The following is an 18,380-nucleotide window of genomic DNA, read 5'->3' as shown; positions in this document are numbered from 1 at the left end:
GCTATCCCTCGTTCGACGTCGCCGAGGCGACCGCATCGACCGCGGCGCGCGCATCGTCGAGCTTCGCGGGCGCGACCTGCCCCTCGTGCGGCAGGCGCAGCACGAAACGGTCGGGATCGCGCATATCGAAGCGGAGGATACCGCGGCCGAGCAGGCGGTTGGCGCCGTCCATATGCGCGAATTTGGCGAGCGCGGCCTTCGCCTGCACCTCGCCTTCGGGCAGCGAGAGCGTCTCGCCGCTGCGAAAGCGCAGATCCCAGCGGCGGTTGCCGACCCAGGTCGCGCCGGCGAGCAATTCCTTGAGGCTGCTCGCCTCGGCGAGCAAGCGGTCGAGATCCTGCGAGCGCTGGTTGGCCTTCGGCCCGATGACGAGCGGCAGGTCGGGCATCGTCGCGACGGTGACGGGTTCAAGCACGACGCCCTTCTCGTCGATCAGCGACAGGCGATTATTATGCTGCCAGATTGCCGCCGGGGTACGCTCGACGATGTCGACGACGAGCGTGTCGGGCAGGCGACGCGACACGCGCGCATCCTTGATCCAGCCATATTTCATCAGGTCGCCGCGCACATCCTCGAGATCGACCGCGGCCATCGAGCGGTCTTTCTGCGCGAGCGCGATGTCATAAACCTTGAGCCGGTCGATGCGGTCGGCGCCGACGACTTCGACCTTCCTGACCTGGAAACCCGCACGGCCGACCGCCTGCGCATATTCCTCATGGATCTTGGCGGTCACCCCGGTCGCATGCGCGGCGATGGCCGCGACCGCGCAGAGGCTGAGCCCCACCGTCCAGTTGGCGATCTTTTGCAGCCGCTGCGGGCTGACGGGCAGCGCGTTCATGATCGCGTTGAGGCGCGACTGCTGGACCTTGCGCCGTTTTTTCGGTGCGCGCGCGGGCCGCCGGGGCGGCGCCTTTGCGCGCTTGATCTTGGTACTGCTCATGTCAGCGCTTCCCCCACGATGCGTTCGACGAGTTCGGCATAATCCATGCCGACGGCGCGCCCCTGTTCGGGCACAAGGCTGAGCGGCGTCATGCCGGGCTGGGTGTTGACCTCGAGCAGGAAAATGCCCGCGAGGCCATGCTCGTCGTCCCAGCGAAAATCCGAGCGCGAGGCGCCCTTGCAGCCGAGCAGGCGGTGCGATTGCAGCGCCAGATCCTTCATCCGCTGCGCGACGTCGGCGGGGACGTCGGCGGGGCAGATATGCTCGGTTAGGCCCGGGGTATATTTGGCGTCATAGTCGTAGAAGCCCGACTTGACGCGCAGCTCGGTGACCGCGAGCGCCTGATCGCCGAGCACCGCGACCGTGAGTTCGCGCCCCTTGATAAAGGGTTCGGCGAGCAGGCGGTCGAACTTCTGCCAAGGACCGACCGCATCGCGCGCAATCGGGTTGCCGTAATTGCTGTCGTCCTTGACGATTGCAATCCCGACCGACGAGCCTTCGTTGACGGGTTTCAGGACATAAGGGCGCGGCAGAGGGTCGACTGTAAAGAGGCTCTCGCTGTCGACCATGGTCCCCGTCGGCATGGGAATACCATGCGGCACGAGCGCCTGTTTCGTCAATTCCTTGTCGATCGCGATCACCGAGGTGACGAGGCCACTGTGGGTATATTTGAGGCCCATCAGGTCGAGCATGCCCTGCACGGTGCCGTCCTCGCCCGGGACACCGTGGAGCGCGTTGAACACGACGTCGGGCTTCGCCTCGGCGAGCCGCAAAGCAACGTCGCGGTCCATATCGATGCGCGTGACCTTGTGGCCGCGGCTTTCGAGCGCGTCGGCGACGTCATTGCCGCTCATCAGCGACACTTCGCGTTCGGCGGACCAACCGCCCATCAGGACGGCAACATGCCAAGGACCCAGGCTCACTTCTTCACTCCTACGCGCTGTATTTCCCATTGCAGTTCGATGCCGCTCTTGTCCTTGACGCGGCGGCGGACTTCCTCGCCGAGCGCCTCGATGTCGGCGCTCGTCGCCTCACCCGTGTTGATGAGGAAGTTGGTGTGCTTTTCGCTGACCTGCGCGCCGCCGACCGCGAAGCCGCGGCACCCCGCCTCGTCGACAAGCTGCCAGGCCTTGTGCCCGTCGGGGTTCTTGAAGGTCGAGCCGCCGGTCTTCGAACGCAGTGGCTGCGACGCTTCGCGGCTGGCCGAGATGCGGTCCATTTCGGCCTGGATGGCGGCGGGATCGTCCCGATAGCCGCGAAATGTGGCGCCAACAACGACGGCGCCTTCAGGCAGTTCGCTATGGCGGTAGGTATAGCCAAGGTCTTCCAGGCCAAGGAATTTGCGCTGACCTGACCGCAGGACGACCTCGCAACTGATCAAAATGTCCTTCACCTCGCGGCCGTAGGCTCCGCCATTCATACGGACGAATCCGCCAACGGTGCCAGGAATGGAACGAAGGAACTCGAGGCCGCCGACACCGGCATCCCGGGCCGTCGAAGAGACCAGAATGCCAGAAGCGCCGCCGCCGCAGCTTAGCGTCTGCCCATCCTCAATCACCACCTTGGCGAAGGCCTTGCCGAGGCGGACGACGACGCCGGGGAAGCCGCCGTCGCGGACAATGAGGTTCGACCCGAGCCCGAGCGCCATCACCGGCACGGCGGGATCGAGATCGCGCAGGAAATCGGCGAGGTCGTCGGTGTCCTTCGGCTCGAACAGCCAGTCGGCCGGGCCGCCCGACTTGAACCAGACGAGCGGCGCCAGCGGCGCCTTTGCCGTCAGCTTGCCGCGTACGGCGGGAAGTGTGTCAGCCGCGCTCATGCTGCCTCCACCGCCGTGGCGAGACCCGCCGCGATCTTGGTGATATCGCCCGCGCCGAGACAGATGATCATGTCGCCCGCGCCAAGGTTGCCCGCGCGGATCGCGTCGGCGACGGTTGCTGCCAGCGCGCCGGCGTCGGCGACGGTCGACGCATGGCGGTGGCCGCGATCGCGCAACCCCTGTACGAGCGCGTCCGACGTCACGCCTTCGATGGGGGCCTCGCCGGCCGTGTAGACGGGGAGCGCGAGCACCATGTCGGCGTCGTTAAACGCCTGCTGGAAATCGTCCATATGATCGCGGAGGCGCGTGAAACGGTGCGGCTGGACGACACCGACGACGCGCCCTGCCCCCGCCCCTTCGCGCGCGGCGGATAGCACGGCGCGGATTTCGACGGGGTGGTGCGCATAATCGTCGATCACGGTGACGACGCCCTCGCCCGCGGCGATCTCGCCGACCTTGGTGAAGCGGCGCTTGACCCCCGCAAAGCCGTTGAAGCCCGAGACGATCTTGTCGTCGCCGACACCCATGTGGAGCGCGACGGCAATCGCTGCGAGCGCATTCTGGACATTGTGGCGGCCCGACATCGGCAAATGGATGCCCTCGATCGTCCGGCTGTTCCCGTCGCGGTCGCGCACGACAACGTCGAAGCGGTTGCCGTCGGGGCCGGGCGTGACATTGGTGCCGCGCACGTCGGCTTGCGCCGAGAAGCCGTAGGTGACGATCCGGCGGTCGCGGATGCGCGGGATGATCGCCTGCACCTCGGGATGGTCGAGGCAGAGCATCGCGGCGCCATAGAAGGGCACATTCTCGATAAACTCGACGAACGCGTCCTTGATCGCGTCGAAGCTGCCATAATGATCGAGATGTTCGGGGTCGATGTTGGTGACGACCGCGATCGTGCCATCGAGGCGCAGGAAGCTGCCGTCGCTCTCGTCGGCCTCGACCACCATCCAGTCCGACGCGCCGAGGCGAGCGTTCGAGCCGTAATTGTTGATGATGCCGCCGTTGATGACGGTTGGGTCGATCCCGCCAGCGTCGAGCAGCGCCGCGACGAGGCTGGTCGTCGTCGTCTTGCCGTGCGTGCCGGCGATAGCGACGGTCGATTTCAGCCGCATCAGTTCGGCGAGCATTTCGGCGCGGCGGACGATGGGGATACGCTGCGCGAGCGCGGCCTCGACCTCGGGATTGCCGCGCTTGACCGCGGTCGAGGTGACGACGACTGCGACGCCGTCGACGTTCGACGCTTCATGCCCGATCGCAACCTTGATCCCGCGCCCCCGCAGTCCTTCGACGACATAGGAGTCGGCGATGTCGCTGCCCTGCACCTGATAGCCGAGATTGTGCATCACCTCGGCAATGCCCGACATGCCGATGCCGCCGATGCCGATGAAATGGATGGTACCGATGTCGGTCGCAACGCCGCGCATCATTTGTCTCCTGCGCGGGTGGCGGCGACGCCGCCAGCGACCGCAGCCGAACGCGATGCGGCGCCGACGCGGATCACATCCATCATCGGCGGCGCGGCAAGCGATTCGACCAGTTCGGCCAGATCGCGCGTCGCGTTGGGAAGGCCGCAACCTGCCGCACGTTCGGCGGCGTCTTCGAGCACGCCGGGTTCGAGCGCCATGCGCTGGATATGTTTGGCGACCTCGGCGGCGGTGAAATCAGGCTGCTGGAACGAAATCGCCCCGCCCGCCTGGACCAGGTCGACGACATTATAAGTCTGGTGATCGTCCATCGCGCTGGGATAGGGCACGAAGATCGCCGGGCGCCCGGCGCAGGCGAGTTCGGCGACGGTCGAAGCGCCCGCGCGCGCGATGACCATATGCGCCCAGCGCAACCGTTCGGGAAAATCGGTGATGTAGGAGGCGCATTCGGCGGCGACGCCGAGTTCGGCATATTTGGCGCGGACGGCCTCGATATCGTCCTCGCGGCACTGCTGCACGACCTGCAACCGGTCGAGCAGCGCGCGCGGAAGCATCGCGATCGCCGCGGGCACAACTTCGCTAAGCACCGTGGCGCCAAGGCTGCCGCCGACGACGAGCAGACGAAAGATGCCGTCCTCCGGCAACGGGGGGAAGCCATCTTCGCGGATCGCGACAATCTCTTCGCGCACCGGGTTGCCGGTGATGTGCAGCTTGGCCTCATGCCCCGCCGGGAAACGCTGGATATTACGATAGGCGACCGCGACCGCATCGACGCGCGGCGCCATCAGCCGGTTGACGCGGCCGAGCACGGCATTTTGTTCGTGGAGCACGCGCGGACGCTTGGTCGCGCCCGCCGCGAGCAGGCTGGGCAGCGACGGGTAGCCGCCGAAACCGACGACGACGGCGGGGTCGAATTCATCGATCAGGTCGATCGCCATGCGGCGCCCCTTGCGGATCGCGAGCGCGGCCTTGAGCCAGCCGACGGGTCCGCCCGATACGCGGCCCGCGGGAAGGACATGCGTTTCCATGTCCGCGGGAGCCCCCGGAATCCTGAGCCCGCGATCGTCGCTGACCAGCGCGACGCGGTGCCCGCGCGCGATCAGCTCGCCGGCAAGGGCGTAGGCGGGCAGCATATGTCCCCCCGTCCCGCCGGCGGCGAGAAGGAAGTGGCGGGTTGCGGTCATTTCTTGTTCCAGTTTCGGGTCATCGATACCCGAGCCGCATAGGGGTTTCGCCGGGTCAGCGACAAGAGCAAACCCATGCCGATCGACAAAGCGATGAACGACGAGCCGCCATAGCTGATGAAGGGCAAGGTCATCCCCTTCGACGGGAAGATCTGCGTGTTCACCGCCATGTTGATCACCGCCTGTCCGCCGAACTGCGCGATCAGGCCGGCGACGGCGAGGATCAGGAAGCTGTCCTCTTCGTCGAGCAGGCGAACGAGGACGCGGACGATGATCGCGAGATAGAGGATCGCGATCGCGATGCACGCGATCATCCCGAATTCTTCGCCGATGACCGAGAAGATATAGTCGGTGTGCGCTTCGGGGAGCTGGAATTTGGCGAGACCCGCGCCCGGGCCGGTGCCGATGAGACCGCCCGCGGTGAGCGTCGCATGCGCCTTGTCGACCTGAAAGCTGTCGCCTTCGGCAAAGAGCCAGATGTTGATGCGCTGCTGCGCGACCGGATAGAAGAAATAGGCGAGCACGAGCCCGACGACACCCGACGCCGCAAGTCCGGCGAGGATGCGCATCGACAGCCCCGCGACCATCACCAGCACCAGCCAGGTCGCGACGAAAATGACCGTCTGCCCGAGATCGGGCTGACCCATGAGGAGCAGCGCGATCACGCCCGTGAGCGCGAGCGCCAGCGGCACGACGGGCAGGCTCTGGTCGTGCAGCCGCAGCGACAACACCCATGCGAGCGCGACCGCGAAGAAGGGCTTCAGGAATTCGGAGGGCTGGAGGCGGAACACGCCGCTTCCGATCCAGCGCTGCGCGCCGTTCACCGACGTCCCGACCAGCGGCACGAGGAAGAGCAGGAACAGGAAGGCGATCGTGCCATAGATAGCGAAGCGCCGCGCCTGCGGCTTGGGCAGCATCGACACCGCGAGCATCACGGGAACGCCGACCATCACCCACATCAGCTGACGATAGAAATAATAGAGCGGATCGAGCGACGCGGTCGAGGTCGAGAGTTTCTGCGCGGCGACGGGCGAGGCAGCGGCGACCGCGACGAGCCCGATCGCGACGAGGATCGAAACGAGGAGCAGCAGGACGCGATCGATTTCCCAGAACCACAGGCCGAGCGGCGTGCGGTCGGCGCGGCTGAGGCGCGGGCCGCGCCGCTTGACCGTGCGCGTCGTGGTGGCGATCACCGGCCTTTCGGTCGTCGCGTCCATATTGTCCGTCCCCCCGCTCATGTATCGAGCGCCTGTACCGCCGCGCGGAAGACATCGCCGCGCTGCTCATAATCCTTGAACTGGTCGAACGACGCGCACGCCGGCGACAGCAGGACGATATCGCCCGGCCTGGCCGCCGCGGCGGCATGGGCGACCGCGGTCGCCATGTCGCCCGCCAGATCGACCGGCAACGCATCGCCGATCTCGGCCGCAAAAGGCGCCATCGCTTCGCCGATCAGATAGGCGCGTTTGACATGGCCGAACCAGGGGCGGCACGCCGCGAGCCCGTCACCCTTCGCCTGCCCGCCGGCGATCCAGTGGATACGCTGGTCCGGCGCCGGCGGGAACGCCGCCAGCGCCGGTGCAGCGGAAGCCGCGTTGGTAGCCTTGCTGTCGTTGAACCAGCTGACCCCCCCGACTTCGCCGACCAATTCCATGCGGTGCGGCAGCGACTTGTAGGTCGCAAGGCCGCGTTCGATCTGTTCGTCGTTCAAACCCAGCACGCGGCACACCGCGATCGCGCAGACGGCGTTCTGGGCGTTGTGCGGCCCCTGCAACGCGGGCCAGCGCGCCTGGTCGACCGGGTCGATATCCCTGCCCGACACGCGGTGGAGCCGGTGATTGATGCGCCCCGCGATCATCTTCGACGGGTCGTCGTCGACCGCGACGATCGCGACCTGATCCCGATGCTGGAGGCCGAACAGCCGCGCCTTCGACGCGGCATAGCCCGCAAAACCGTCGTAGCGATCGAGATGGTCGGGCGTCAGGTTGGTGAGCACCGCGACGTCGCACGCAAGGCTGTGCGACAGGTCGATCTGGTAGCTCGACAGTTCGAGCACATAGACGCCGCCTTCCGGAAGCGGCTCGCGTGTCAGGATCGGCAGGCCGATATTGCCGCCCATCAGCGTCGGGAGCCCCGCGCTTTCGAGCATGTGGGTGATCAGTGCGGTGACGGTCGACTTGCCGTTGGTGCCGGTGATGCCGACGACCTTGTGCGGTGGCATGTCTCCGCGCGCTTCGGCGAACAGCTCGACGTCGCCGATGACCGGGACATGCGCTTCGCGTGCATGCGCGGCGATCGGATGCCGGTTGAGCGGAACGCCCGGCGAAACGACGACGCCCGCGAAACCGATCAGGTCGATCTCGGTCGGGTTGCCGATGTCGGCGCCGAGCGCCATCGCGTCGTCGCGCGCTTCCTCGCGGTCATCCCACGCGGTGACGCCCGCGCCGCTCGCGATCAACGCCTCGACCGTCGCGAGACCCGAGCGCGCCAGTCCGAGCACCGCATAGCGGCGGCCAGCAAAGGCGCGCGAGGTGATCACCGCAGCTTCAAGGTCGCGAGTCCGGCGAGTGCGAGGACGATCGAGACGATCCAGAAACGGATGACGACGGTGGATTCGGGCCAGCCCAATTGCTCGAAATGATGGTGGATCGGCGCCATTCGGAAGACGCGTTTGCCCGTCCTTTTGTACCAGAAGACCTGGATGATCACCGACAGCGCCTCGACCACGAACAGCCCGCCGATGATGACGAGCACAAGTTCATGTTGCGCGGTGACCGCGATCGTCGCGAGCGCACCGCCGAGTGCGAGGCTGCCCGTGTCGCCCATGAAGACCGCGGCGGGGGGCGCGTTGAACCACAGGAAGGCGAGGCAGGCGCCGATGATCGCAGCAGCGAAGATCGCGAGTTCGCCCGCGCCGGGGACGTGCGGAATGCCGAGATAGCGCGCGAAGACGGCGTTGCCCGACAAATAGACGATTAGCAGCATCGCCATGCTGGCGATGACGACGGGGAAGGTCGCGAGGCCGTCGAGACCGTCGGTGAGGTTCACCGCATTGCCGAAGCCGACGATCAGCACCATCGCAAAGACATAATAGAGCGGCCCGAGTTCGAGCACGGTACCGCTGAGGAACGGCAGATAAAGGTCGGTGCCGGTGCGCGACACGATCAGGAACACCGCGACGCCCGCGATCAGGAATTCGATGAGCAGGCGCACGCGCCCCGGAATCCCGCGGTGGCTGGCCTTGGTGACCTTGTCGAGATCGTCGAGAAAACCGACCGCAGCAAAGCCGCCGGTGACGAAGATACACGCCCAGACGAAGCGGTTCGACAGGTCCATCCAGAGCAGCGCGGAGATCATCAGCGAAATCAGGATCATCAGCCCGCCCATCGTCGGCGTGCCCTTTTTGGCGAGGTGGCTTTGCGGGCCGTCGTCGCGGATCGGCTGTCCCTTGCCCTGCCGCATGCGCAGCATCAGGATGAAGCGCGGGCCGATCCACAGCCCGATGATCAGCGCGGTCGCGATCGCCGCGCCCGAACGGAAGCTCAGGTAACGAATGAGGTTGAGAACCCCCGGAAAGCCAAGCCATTCCGCCAGCCAGTATAACATCAATAATCCCCGTTGGTCAGCGCCGTCACGACATGCGACAGGCCGACGCTGTTCGACCCCTTGACCAGCACGGCGTCGCCCGGACGGATCAGATCCTTGAGCCGCGCCGTCGCAGCCGAGTGGGCGGCCACATGCTCGAAATCGATGCGCCCCTCAAGCGCTTTGGCGAGCGGCGCCATCTCGTCGCCGACAAGCAGGGCGAATTGCACTCCCGCCGCGACGAGCGGAGCCGCAAGGTCGGCGTGATAGGCCTCGCCGCCCGGCCCCAGTTCCTTCATCGCGCCGAGAATCGCGACCTTGCGGTCGGCGGATTCGGTCGCGAGCTGGCCGATCGTCGCGGCCATCGACGCCGGATTGGCGTTGTAACTTTCATCGATGACGAGGATGTGGCCGCCCGGCACCGCGACGCGGTGGCGCGCGCCGCGCCCGGCAAGCCCGCCCATTTCGGCGAAGGCCAGCCCCGCCGCCGGCAGGTCGCCGCCGACCGCCTTGACCGCGGCGAGCACCGCGAGCGAGTTGGCGACCCAATGCGCCCCCGCCTGCGCGATGGTGAAGCAGAGTAGCGAATCCTGCACCTGCGCCGTGACGAGCGAACCGCCCCGCCCGTCGGGCAGCCAGTCGACCGCGCGGACGTCGGCGCCGTCCTTCAGCCCGAAGCTGACGATATGCGCGGCATGGCGTTCGGCCTTGGCTCGCAGGCGCGCATAATGCGGGCTGTCGAACGGCACGATCGCGGTGCCGCCGGTTTCGAGCCCTTCGAAAATCTCGCCCTTGGCGTCGGCGATCGCCTCCTCGCCGCTGAAAAATTCCATATGCGCGGGGGCGATGGTCGTGACGATGGCGACGTGCGGGCGCACCATCCGCGTGAGGTCGGCAAGCTCGCCCGCGTGGTTCATCCCCATCTCGAACACGCCGAAATCGGCGGTCGACGGCATGCGGGCGAGGCTCAGGGGCACGCCGACATGGTTGTTGTAGCTTTTGACCGAGCGGTGCGCCTTACCCGGACGGAAGCGGTCGAGCGCGGCGAACAGCGCCTCTTTCGTACCCGTCTTGCCCGCCGAGCCGGTGACGCCGATGATGCGGCCATGGCTGCGCGCGCGCGATGCGGTGCCGAGCGCATTCAACGCGAGCGCGCTGTCGGCGACGCGGACGTGCGGATGATCGATCGCGGTTTCGCAGACGATGCCCGCGGCCCCGGCAGCAATCGCCTTGTCGATGAAGGCGTGGCCATCGGCGACTTCGCCCTTCATCGCAACGAAGAGGTCGCCCCTCGTCACTTCACGCGAGTCGAAGGCGACGCCCTGCACGGTGAAGTCGGCGCTGGCGGCGCCCCCGGTGGCGGCAGCAATGGCGCGCGCGGTCCAGAGCGGGTTCATGCCGCCTCCTCGCGCGCGACCGCGACATCGTCGAACGGGATGACGCGCATCGCGTCGCCGCGCCCGACGATCTGGCCCTGTTCGTGCCCCTTGCCCGCGATGCAGACGATATCGTCGGCGCCCGCGGCGGCGATGGCGGCGGCGATGGCGGCGCGGCGGTCGCCGATCACCTCTGCCCCCGGCGCCGCGGCAGCGATGGCGGTACGGATCGTCGCTGGGTCTTCGCCTCGCGGATTGTCGTCGGTAATGAAGAGCAGGTCGGCCTTGGCCGCCGCGACCTTGCCCATTTCGGGGCGCTTCGCCTGATCGCGGTCGCCGCCGGCACCGAAAACGAGGATCAGCCGGCCCGTCGCATGTGGGCGCAGCGCGTCGAGGGCGGCCTCGATCGCATCGGGCGTATGCGCATAATCGACATAGATCGGCGCGCCGGTCCGGGCGATCGCCGCGCGCTCCAGCCGGCCGCGTACCGGCTGGAGCCGCGCGAGATTGCCGAGCGTCTGTGCCACATCGCCGCCGGTCGCGATGACGAGGCCCGCCGAGACGAGCGCGTTGGCGACCTGATAGGCGCCGATCAGCGGCAGATCGACTTTCTGCGTGAGGTCGCCCGCGGCGATGACGAGCGACTGGCCGAGCTGGGTCGGCTCGCGCGAAACGAGGCGGAGCGCTTCGCCGCCGGCGCCGACGGTCATCAAGCGCACGCCGCGCGCCGCGACCGCGTCGATCACCGCGGACGAATAGGCGTCGTCTGCCCACACAACCGCCGACCCGCCGGGTTCGACGACCTCCGAAAAGAGCCGCAGCTTGGCGGCGAGATAGGCCTCCATCGTCCCATGATAGTCGAGATGATCGTGGCTGAGATTGGTGAAGGCGGCCGCCTTCACCGGCAGCCCCTCGGTGCGATACTGATCGAGGCCATGGCTGGAGGCCTCGAACGCCGCATGGGTCACGCCTTCGATGGCGAGCCCCGACATGTTCGACAGGAAGGTCACGATGTCGGGTGTGGTCAGGCCGGTCGAGGCGCTCTCGAGCGAGGTCGTGATACCGAGCGTGCCGACCGAAGCGGCGTTGAACCCCGCCATCCGCCAAAGCTGGCGCGTCATTTCGACGGTCGAGGTCTTGCCGTTGGTGCCCGTCACCGCAACGCAGGTTGCGGGAAAACGGTGAAAGAAGCGCGCCGCGATATGTGCAAAAGCGCGGCGCGGGTTGGCGTCGGCGATATGCACGGCGCCCTTTACCACGGCTTCGGGGCGCGCGACGATCGCGACCGCGCCGGCGTCGACAGCGGCCGCGATGAAATCCTCGCCATTGAATTTTTCGCCGACGAAGGCGCCGAAGACGGTACCCGGCGCAACCTTGCGATGATCGATCGCGAGCCCCGTGACGACGGGATCGCTGCCCTCCAGTTCCCGATTGTCGAGCAGCGTGGCGAGACGCATCAGTGCGTTTCCTCGCCCCGACGCAGCAACGGGAGGAGTTCCGACACGTCGACGTCGCGGCTTTCGTCGGGGAAGACGCCGAGCATCGGACCCGCGCGCGTCACCACCTTGCGCACGACCGGCGCCGCGGTCCAGCCGGCGGTACGCTGGCCCGAGCTGTAGGCGTTGCCCTTGGGCTCGTCGATCATCACGATCACCACATAGCGCGGATTGTCCATCGGGAAAGCCGCGGCAAAGGTCGAGACGAGCGAATGGCGACGATACCCCCCCGCGCCCGGCTTTTCGGCCGATCCGGTCTTGCCGCCGACGCGGAAACCCGGGGCATTCGCCTGTTTGCCGGTGCCGTCGGAGACGATGAGGCGGAGCAGCTGGCGCATCCGCGCGCTGGTCGCCGCCTTGAACACGCGGCGCCCCTGCGGCGGCGCCTTGTCGCCGAGCTTCATCAGCGTCGCGGGGCGATAGATGCCGCCGTTGACGAGCGCGGCATAGGCGCTGGCGAGATGCATCGGGGTGACGGCGATGCCGTGACCGTAGCTCGTCGTCATCGTCGTCACGCGGCCCCAGTCGCGGGGCCAGAGCGGGAATGCGCGTTCCTTGAGGTCGATTTGCGGACGCTTGTCGAAATCGAGGTTGCGGAAAAGCCGTTCCAGATTTTCGCGGCCGAGTTCGTCGGCGATACGCGCGGTCGCGATGTTCGAGCTTTCGATCAGCGTTTCGGGCACATTGTACCAGCGGCCGGGGTGGCTGTCGCGGATGCGGAAGCCGGCGATCGGCAGCGGCGCGGTCGCATCATAGCGGCGCGCCATGTTCGTCACCACGCCGTCGTCGATCGCGGCGGCGATCGAGAGCGGCTTGAAGGTCGAGCCAAGCTCGTAAAGATTATAGGTGAAGGCGTTGCGCCGCGTCGCCGGGTCGCTGCCGGTCAGCTTGTTCGGGTTGAAGGTCGGCAGCGAGGTCATCGCGGCGACTTCGCCGGTGTGGACATCGAGGATCACGCCTGCGCCGCCAATGGCTTCCAGATTGGCGACCGCGGCGCCGAGTTCGCTTTCGAGCACACCCTGCACGCGCGCGTCGATCGACAGCGCCAGCGGGTCGCCGCGGGTCGCCTTGTCGATCAGCCGCTGGTCGAACGCCCCCTCGACACCAGTCACGCCATGCCCTTCGGCATCGGTGAAGCCGAGCACATGCGCCGCGAGCGTCAACTGCGGATAGAGGCGTTCCTTTTCGCGCGGGAAATCGAAACCGACGTCGCCGATCGCGTTCACCGCCGCGACCTGGTCGGGCAGCGCACGACGGCGGATATAGGTGGGACGCGGCCCGCTGAGCTTGGCAAGCAGCACTTCGCGCGGCGTGTCGGGAAAAATCTTGTGCAGCTCGTCGGCCAGATATTGGCGGTTGTTGAGAAGTTTCGACGGCACGACGCGGATCGAATAGCCATCGATCGTGCGCGCGAGCGGCACGCCGTTGCGGTCCACAATATCGGCGCGGGCGGGAATGAAGGCCGTCGCGGCGTGATTACCCGACGAGGTATCGAACAGCGCAAAAAACAGCAGGCGCACCGACACGACGAAAAATGCCGCCGCGAACAGCAGCATCAACATCATCAAACGCTGTTGTGCGGTCAGCAATATCTGCTGCCGCACACCAGCGGTTCGAACCCGGGTCGGACGGACGACCAGCGTGTTCATCGGCCGGACTTGCCTCCGGCCGCTTCGGCGGCGGCCGCGCGCTTGAGATCGGCGAGCGTCGATTCGGCGAGCAGCTGATCCTCGATCATCTTCAACTGTTCGCGCCGGCGCGTCGGCGCCATCCGCGGCGGCGTGTCGCTGCGGACCCCGCTTTCGGCCTGTGCGAGCACGACGGGCTTGGCGGTCGGCTTCGCCGCAGCAGGGACGGGCTTCGGCGCGTCGTCCGCCGGCGCGACGGGCGCACCGACCGGCGAGACCATCGCCATCAGCACCGGCGCCACTTCGTTCGCGCCGCGCGCACGCGGCAGGCGGTCGAGCGAGGCGAGCTGGCGCTCGTTCGCGAGATACTGGCCGGCGTCGGGCGCCGAATAGCCGAAGGTGTCGGCATTCCACTGTTCGAGCTGGCGCATCGAGGCACGCACCGCGAGTTCGGATTCAAGATAGCGGATATTGTCGCGCGTCCGGTCGATCTGGCGCTCGATGCGCGTCAGTTCGCTACGCGTTGCCGCGACTTTCAGCGACACGGGGTAGAGCATCATCGCAAAGATGAGCACGAGCAGGACCAGGCCGATCCCCTGGAGCTTGCGGGCCGCCATCAGCATGACATCGCCTCCTTCATCGTTGAATGCGCCGGCGCAGCGGTCCGCACCGCGCTGCGCAACGTCGCCGAGCGCGCACGCGGATTGCGCGCTTCCTCTTCCTTGCCCGGCCGCACCTTGCGCGCCGGGGTCTCGAATGTTGCGGCCCGCGCCTGAGAGGTCGGCGCGGGCCGGTGGCGCGAACCAGCGGCATCGCCTCCGCTGCGTTCGCGCAGGAAATTCTTCACAATCCGGTCCTCGGTGCTGTGAAAGCTGACGACGGCGAGGCGGCCACCGGGACGCAGCAGGCGTTCGGCGGCATTGAGCCCCGCAACCAGTTCGTCGAGTTCGCTATTGATGTGGATGCGGATCGCCTGAAAGCTTTTGGTCGACGGATCCTTGGGCGCGCCCGGCGGATGACGAAGCGCCTTGCGGATCACCGTCGCGAGTTCGGCGGTGCGCGTCAGCGGACGCGCCGCAACGATCGCGCGCGCGACGCGGCGCGACTGGCGCTCGTCGCCATAATGGAAAAGCACATCAGCGATCTCGCCCTCGTCGGCGCGGTTCAGCCAGTCGGCGGCGCTTTCGCCCTCCTGCGCCATGCGCATGTCGAGCGGGCCGTCCTTCTGGAAGGAAAAGCCGCGCTCGTCGCGATCGAGCTGCATCGACGACACGCCGATGTCGAAGGTGATGCCGTCGACCGCATCGATCCCGCGCTCGGCGAGCAGCCGGTCGATCTCGCCGAACCGGCCATGGATCAGCGTGAGCTTGCCGCCGGCCTGCTCGACCAGCGCCTGCCCTTCGGCGATCGCATCGGGGTCGCGGTCGCAGGCGACGACGTCGGCGCCCGCAGCGAGCATCGCGCGCGTGTAGCCCCCAGCACCGAAGGTCGCATCGACATGGCGCTCACCCGGGGCGATGGCGAGAGCGGCGATGACTTCTTCACGGAGGACCGGATCGTGACGGGGATCCCGAGGGAGGTCGGGGGAAAGGTCGGTCACTTGCGCCCCTTCCCTTTCGTGGCATCCCACGAAGCGGCGAGCCGCTGGAGCACCGGGTCGGCCTCGGCACATTCGGCCAGCGTCGGCAGCCACCAGATTTCGAGGCGACGCCCCGAGCCCACAAAAGCCGTCGCGCCGGCATCGCCGACGCGGTCGCGGTGGATGAAGCTGGGAAGGAAGCGACCACTGTCGTCGAGCGTATAGGGCTCGGTGTAGCTGAAGCGCTTCTTGAACTCGGCATCCTCGTCGAAGTCGAGGTTGCGCAGCCGCGCGGTTTCGCGGTCGCGTTCGATCTCGCCGTTCAGCCGGTCATACTGGTCCTGGCCATAGGCCACCAGACAGGGCAGTTTTTCGTGAAAACCGACCCAGAGCACGCGCTGGCCGTCCGCAGTGAGGGGCACATTGTTGCGGAACTGTGAGGGGACGGCGATGCGTCCCTTGCCATCGATCGCGGCGAAATTGGTGCCCGCATACTGGCCGGGCGTCACAATCGCCATCGCTCTGCCCCCCGTATTCGCGCCACCGGGCAAAACTTTCCCGTCCCCGGAATCGCATGATTCCAGATGGTTCGGCACGGGTGGAGATTGCCCCTCTCCGATTCCTGAGTATCAACTATAGATCGGGGTGGAAAGGGGTAATTTAGGGTGAAATAGGGATTCTACCCCCTATTCATCGCAAAATAACTGAATCAGCGACCAAAAAACGGCCGCAGCGGGCAAGGCGCCGCAACGGAGCGAGATATTTTCGGGGTGAAATGGGGCGGAGCCCGACTCAAATGGTGCGGCTGCGAATCCACAGCGGGTGGAACAGGCGCTCTCCGGCGCCGGGCCACAAGCGCACCGTCAGCCATTCCATCGTGTCGGCTTGCCGCAGATGACCGGCGCCCGGAACGAGCGGTTGCCACAAGGGTGCGAAGAGCAGATCGGCGTCGCCGACCAGCCAGACCTCGCCGGCCCCCACGCGGCATTGGAGAATGCCGTGCTGCGCATAGGCGCGACATTGTTGCGACAGGCGCACAAATCGGCCCGCGCTGAACAGGTGCAGACGGGTGCCCCCGATATCGGCCGCCTGCGGCGCGATCTCGTCGGCGGATGCGGCGCCAAGGACAATGCCCCAATGGTCGAGCAGCGGGGTGAGCAGGCTCGTCACCGGCGGATTGCGCGGATCGCCGAGCGGATGCCGCGCCGGCCAGCCCGAGAGCGCATCGGCGAGGACGACCGCGCGGCCGCCGCCGCGCACAAAGGCATCGATCGCAACCAGCTCGCGCGGCGCCAGCGCGCGCGGGTGCGCGACGAGCAAGGCCCCGCCGGACGGCGGGACATGATCGACGAGGCTGTCGACGAGTGATACGGGGCCCGCCGCCTCGATCCGTACCAAAGCCGGATCGTCCTGCGTCCCCTCGGCGATCATCGCCGCCATATCGCTGCCGCCGGGCCAGCGCAGCGGCAGGCCGGTCAGGATCGTGACGACGGGCGATCCCGCCGGAGCGACCGCGGGGCGATAGAGAAACGCGAGCAGGCCGTGCCCTGCCCCGAACCAGCCGGCGACGAGCAGCAGCCCCGCCAGCCAGGGCAGCAACCGGAAGGCGGGGCGCCACTGGACGATCCGGTCGGCAACAAGGGCTGCGACCGCGCCGGCACCGGCCACGAGGGCAAGTTGCGACCAGCCCGCCGATCCGGCGAGACAATAGGCCAGCAGCGCCTGAGCCACCGCGACACAGACAAGGGAAAGAAGCGCGGTGCGCCGGCGGATCGGCGCGGGCTCGTGCTGCTGCCACCAGCCAAGCGCGAGCATCGGGACGGCGAGGAGCGGAACCGAAAGCGCGGGGTCTATACGGCCGAGCAGCGCCTGCCCGCCGAGGATCCAGCACAATCCGATCGTGAGGATCGCGACGGCAAGAGCGCGCAGCACCGGCCCGCGCGGAGGCGCCGTCACTGTTTCGACTGGCGCGCGCGCTGGAGGGCGGGGTCGGGTTCGAGGTCGGGGACGGTCGATGGCGCCGCCTGCGGCACCTTCACCGGGGTTGCGGCATTTTCATCCTTCGACGAAGGCGACACCGGCTGGACACCCAGCTCCTCGAGCGGCGCGCCGCTGCTCGCCTGCTCGTCGCCCGGCATCTTGACCTCGGTCGCGGTGGCGGCGTCGGCGGCTGCGTTCTGGCGCGCGCGATCGCCGATCAGCCCCGCCATGCCGACCAGCAGCAGGACCGTGAGCACCCCGGCGATGCCGATCTGCAACCTTCGCATCGTGTCGTTCACCGGCGGCGGCGCATGCGCGGCCGCCGGTTTGGGCGCGATGCCATTGTCGATCCGCATGTCCTTCATGCCCTGACCTCCTCAGGCGCATCCGCAAGCCCCTTGCTCGCCAGCCATTCGGGGTTGAAGAGCGTCGAAAGATAGCGAAACCCGCTGTCGCACAGGATGGTTGCAATGCGCTTGCCAGGGCCGAGCTGCCGCGCAAGCGCCATCGCGCCCGCGACATTTATCCCCGACGACAGGCCGAGGCACAGCCCCTCCTCGTCGAGGAGCTGGCGGACGACCGCGAGCCCCTCGGCATCGGAGATGCGGAACTGCGTATCGATCGGCGCCCCGTCGAGATTGCCGGTGATGCGGTTCTGGCCGATCCCTTCGGCGACACTGTTGCCTTCGGGCTTCAATTCGCCGCACTGGTAATAATTATAGAGCCCGGCGCCGTGCGGATCGGTGAGCGCGACGACGATGTCGCTATTCTTTGCCTTGAGCCCGAGCCCGGTCCCGGCGATCGTGCCGCCGGTCCCTGCGGCGCAGGTGAAGCCGTCGATGCGCCCGTCCATCTGCGCCCATATCTCCTCGGCGGTGCCGAAGATGTGCGACTTGCGGTTGGCGATATTGTCGAACTGGTTCGCCCAGATCGCATTTTCGGTTTCCTCGGCGATCCGGCGCGAGGTGTGGACGAAATGACCGGGGTTGGCGAAGGGCGCGGGCGGGACGAGCACCAGTTCGGCGCCGAGCGCGCGGATCGTCGCCATTTTTTCGGCGCTCTGGTTGTCGGGCATGACGATGATCGTCTTGTACCCCAAGGCATTGCCGACGAGCGCGAGCCCGATCCCGGTGTTGCCCGCGGTCCCCTCGACGATCGTGCCGCCGGGGCGCAGGCTGCCGTTCGCTTCGGCATCGCGAACGATATAAAGCGCGGCGCGGTCCTTCACCGACCCGCCGGGGTTCGCATATTCGCACTTGCCCCAGATTTCGCAGCCGGTGGCTTCGCTCGGCCCCCTGAGCAGCACCAGCGGCGTGTTGCCGATGAGGTCGAGGCTGTTTGCAGCAATAGTCATGGCCATGATCTA

Annotated in this window: 17 protein-coding genes; all 17 read right to left on the bottom strand. The window is 67.2% G+C overall.

Going from position 1 to position 18,380, the window contains the following annotated elements:
* Position 1 precedes the first annotated feature (1 nt).
* Positions 2 to 940: a cell division protein FtsQ/DivIB gene (locus VGU00_RS13075; protein ID WP_327469158.1), complete on the bottom strand. Its 939-nt coding sequence runs from the start codon at positions 938 to 940 to the stop codon at positions 2 to 4.
* Complete coding sequence (locus VGU00_RS13070) at positions 937 to 1,863, bottom strand: D-alanine--D-alanine ligase (RefSeq protein ID WP_327469156.1); 927 nt, start codon at positions 1,861 to 1,863, stop codon at positions 937 to 939. The genes VGU00_RS13075 and VGU00_RS13070 overlap by 4 nt, the downstream gene beginning before the upstream one ends.
* Positions 1,860 to 2,759, bottom strand: coding sequence for a UDP-N-acetylmuramate dehydrogenase (gene murB, locus VGU00_RS13065; protein WP_327469154.1), 900 nt, complete (start codon positions 2,757 to 2,759; stop codon positions 1,860 to 1,862). Before murB ends, VGU00_RS13070 begins: the two co-directional genes overlap by 4 nt.
* A complete protein-coding gene (murC, locus tag VGU00_RS13060) occupies positions 2,756 to 4,186 on the bottom strand; it encodes a UDP-N-acetylmuramate--L-alanine ligase (RefSeq protein WP_327469833.1) in 1,431 nt (476 codons plus the stop codon). The genes murB and murC overlap by 4 nt, the downstream gene beginning before the upstream one ends.
* On the bottom strand, positions 4,186 to 5,370 hold the full coding sequence (murG, locus tag VGU00_RS13055; protein WP_327469152.1) for an undecaprenyldiphospho-muramoylpentapeptide beta-N-acetylglucosaminyltransferase: 1,185 nt from the start codon (positions 5,368 to 5,370) through the stop codon (positions 4,186 to 4,188). The genes murC and murG overlap by 1 nt, the downstream gene beginning before the upstream one ends.
* On the bottom strand, positions 5,367 to 6,608 hold the full coding sequence (locus VGU00_RS13050; protein WP_327469150.1) for a putative peptidoglycan glycosyltransferase FtsW: 1,242 nt from the start codon (positions 6,606 to 6,608) through the stop codon (positions 5,367 to 5,369). The genes murG and VGU00_RS13050 overlap by 4 nt, the downstream gene beginning before the upstream one ends.
* Positions 6,605 to 7,909 (bottom strand): UDP-N-acetylmuramoyl-L-alanine--D-glutamate ligase, encoded by a 1,305-nt coding sequence (gene murD / locus VGU00_RS13045; protein WP_327469148.1) that lies wholly within the window; start codon positions 7,907 to 7,909, stop codon positions 6,605 to 6,607. The genes VGU00_RS13050 and murD overlap by 4 nt, the downstream gene beginning before the upstream one ends.
* On the bottom strand, positions 7,906 to 8,976 hold the full coding sequence (gene mraY / locus VGU00_RS13040) for a phospho-N-acetylmuramoyl-pentapeptide-transferase (protein WP_327469146.1): 1,071 nt from the start codon (positions 8,974 to 8,976) through the stop codon (positions 7,906 to 7,908). The genes murD and mraY overlap by 4 nt, the downstream gene beginning before the upstream one ends.
* On the bottom strand, positions 8,976 to 10,352 hold the full coding sequence (locus tag VGU00_RS13035) for a UDP-N-acetylmuramoyl-tripeptide--D-alanyl-D-alanine ligase (protein ID WP_327469144.1): 1,377 nt from the start codon (positions 10,350 to 10,352) through the stop codon (positions 8,976 to 8,978). Before VGU00_RS13035 ends, mraY begins: the two co-directional genes overlap by 1 nt.
* Positions 10,349 to 11,788, bottom strand: coding sequence for a UDP-N-acetylmuramoyl-L-alanyl-D-glutamate--2,6-diaminopimelate ligase (locus VGU00_RS13030; protein ID WP_327469143.1), 1,440 nt, complete (start codon positions 11,786 to 11,788; stop codon positions 10,349 to 10,351). Before VGU00_RS13030 ends, VGU00_RS13035 begins: the two co-directional genes overlap by 4 nt.
* Positions 11,788 to 13,476 (bottom strand): penicillin-binding protein 2, encoded by a 1,689-nt coding sequence (locus VGU00_RS13025; RefSeq protein WP_327469141.1) that lies wholly within the window; start codon positions 13,474 to 13,476, stop codon positions 11,788 to 11,790. Before VGU00_RS13025 ends, VGU00_RS13030 begins: the two co-directional genes overlap by 1 nt.
* Complete coding sequence (locus VGU00_RS13020; protein ID WP_327469139.1) at positions 13,473 to 14,078, bottom strand: hypothetical protein; 606 nt, start codon at positions 14,076 to 14,078, stop codon at positions 13,473 to 13,475. Before VGU00_RS13020 ends, VGU00_RS13025 begins: the two co-directional genes overlap by 4 nt.
* Positions 14,072 to 15,055 carry a 16S rRNA (cytosine(1402)-N(4))-methyltransferase RsmH gene (gene rsmH / locus VGU00_RS13015; protein WP_327469137.1) on the bottom strand — a complete coding sequence of 328 codons (984 nt, stop codon included), beginning with the start codon at positions 15,053 to 15,055 and terminating at the stop codon, positions 14,072 to 14,074. The genes VGU00_RS13020 and rsmH overlap by 7 nt, the downstream gene beginning before the upstream one ends.
* Positions 15,052 to 15,552, bottom strand: coding sequence for a division/cell wall cluster transcriptional repressor MraZ (locus tag VGU00_RS13010; protein WP_327457489.1), 501 nt, complete (start codon positions 15,550 to 15,552; stop codon positions 15,052 to 15,054). Before VGU00_RS13010 ends, rsmH begins: the two co-directional genes overlap by 4 nt.
* A gap of 274 nt (positions 15,553 to 15,826) precedes the next feature.
* Entirely contained in the window at positions 15,827 to 16,990 is a 1,164-nt protein-coding gene (locus VGU00_RS13005; protein ID WP_327469135.1) for a Gldg family protein, read from the bottom strand.
* A complete protein-coding gene (locus tag VGU00_RS13000) occupies positions 16,987 to 17,379 on the bottom strand; it encodes a hypothetical protein (protein WP_327469133.1) in 393 nt (130 codons plus the stop codon). The genes VGU00_RS13005 and VGU00_RS13000 overlap by 4 nt, the downstream gene beginning before the upstream one ends.
* Positions 17,376 to 18,368 (bottom strand): cysteine synthase A, encoded by a 993-nt coding sequence (locus tag VGU00_RS12995; RefSeq protein ID WP_327469131.1) that lies wholly within the window; start codon positions 18,366 to 18,368, stop codon positions 17,376 to 17,378. Before VGU00_RS12995 ends, VGU00_RS13000 begins: the two co-directional genes overlap by 4 nt.
* Between the last annotated feature and the right edge of the window lie 12 nt (positions 18,369 to 18,380).

This window comes from Sphingopyxis sp., from assembly GCF_035944815.1.
Taxonomy (GTDB): Bacteria; Pseudomonadota; Alphaproteobacteria; order Sphingomonadales; family Sphingomonadaceae; genus Sphingopyxis.
The sequence above is the reverse complement of the archived record's forward strand: the minus strand, read 5'-3'. Positions and strand labels throughout refer to the sequence as shown.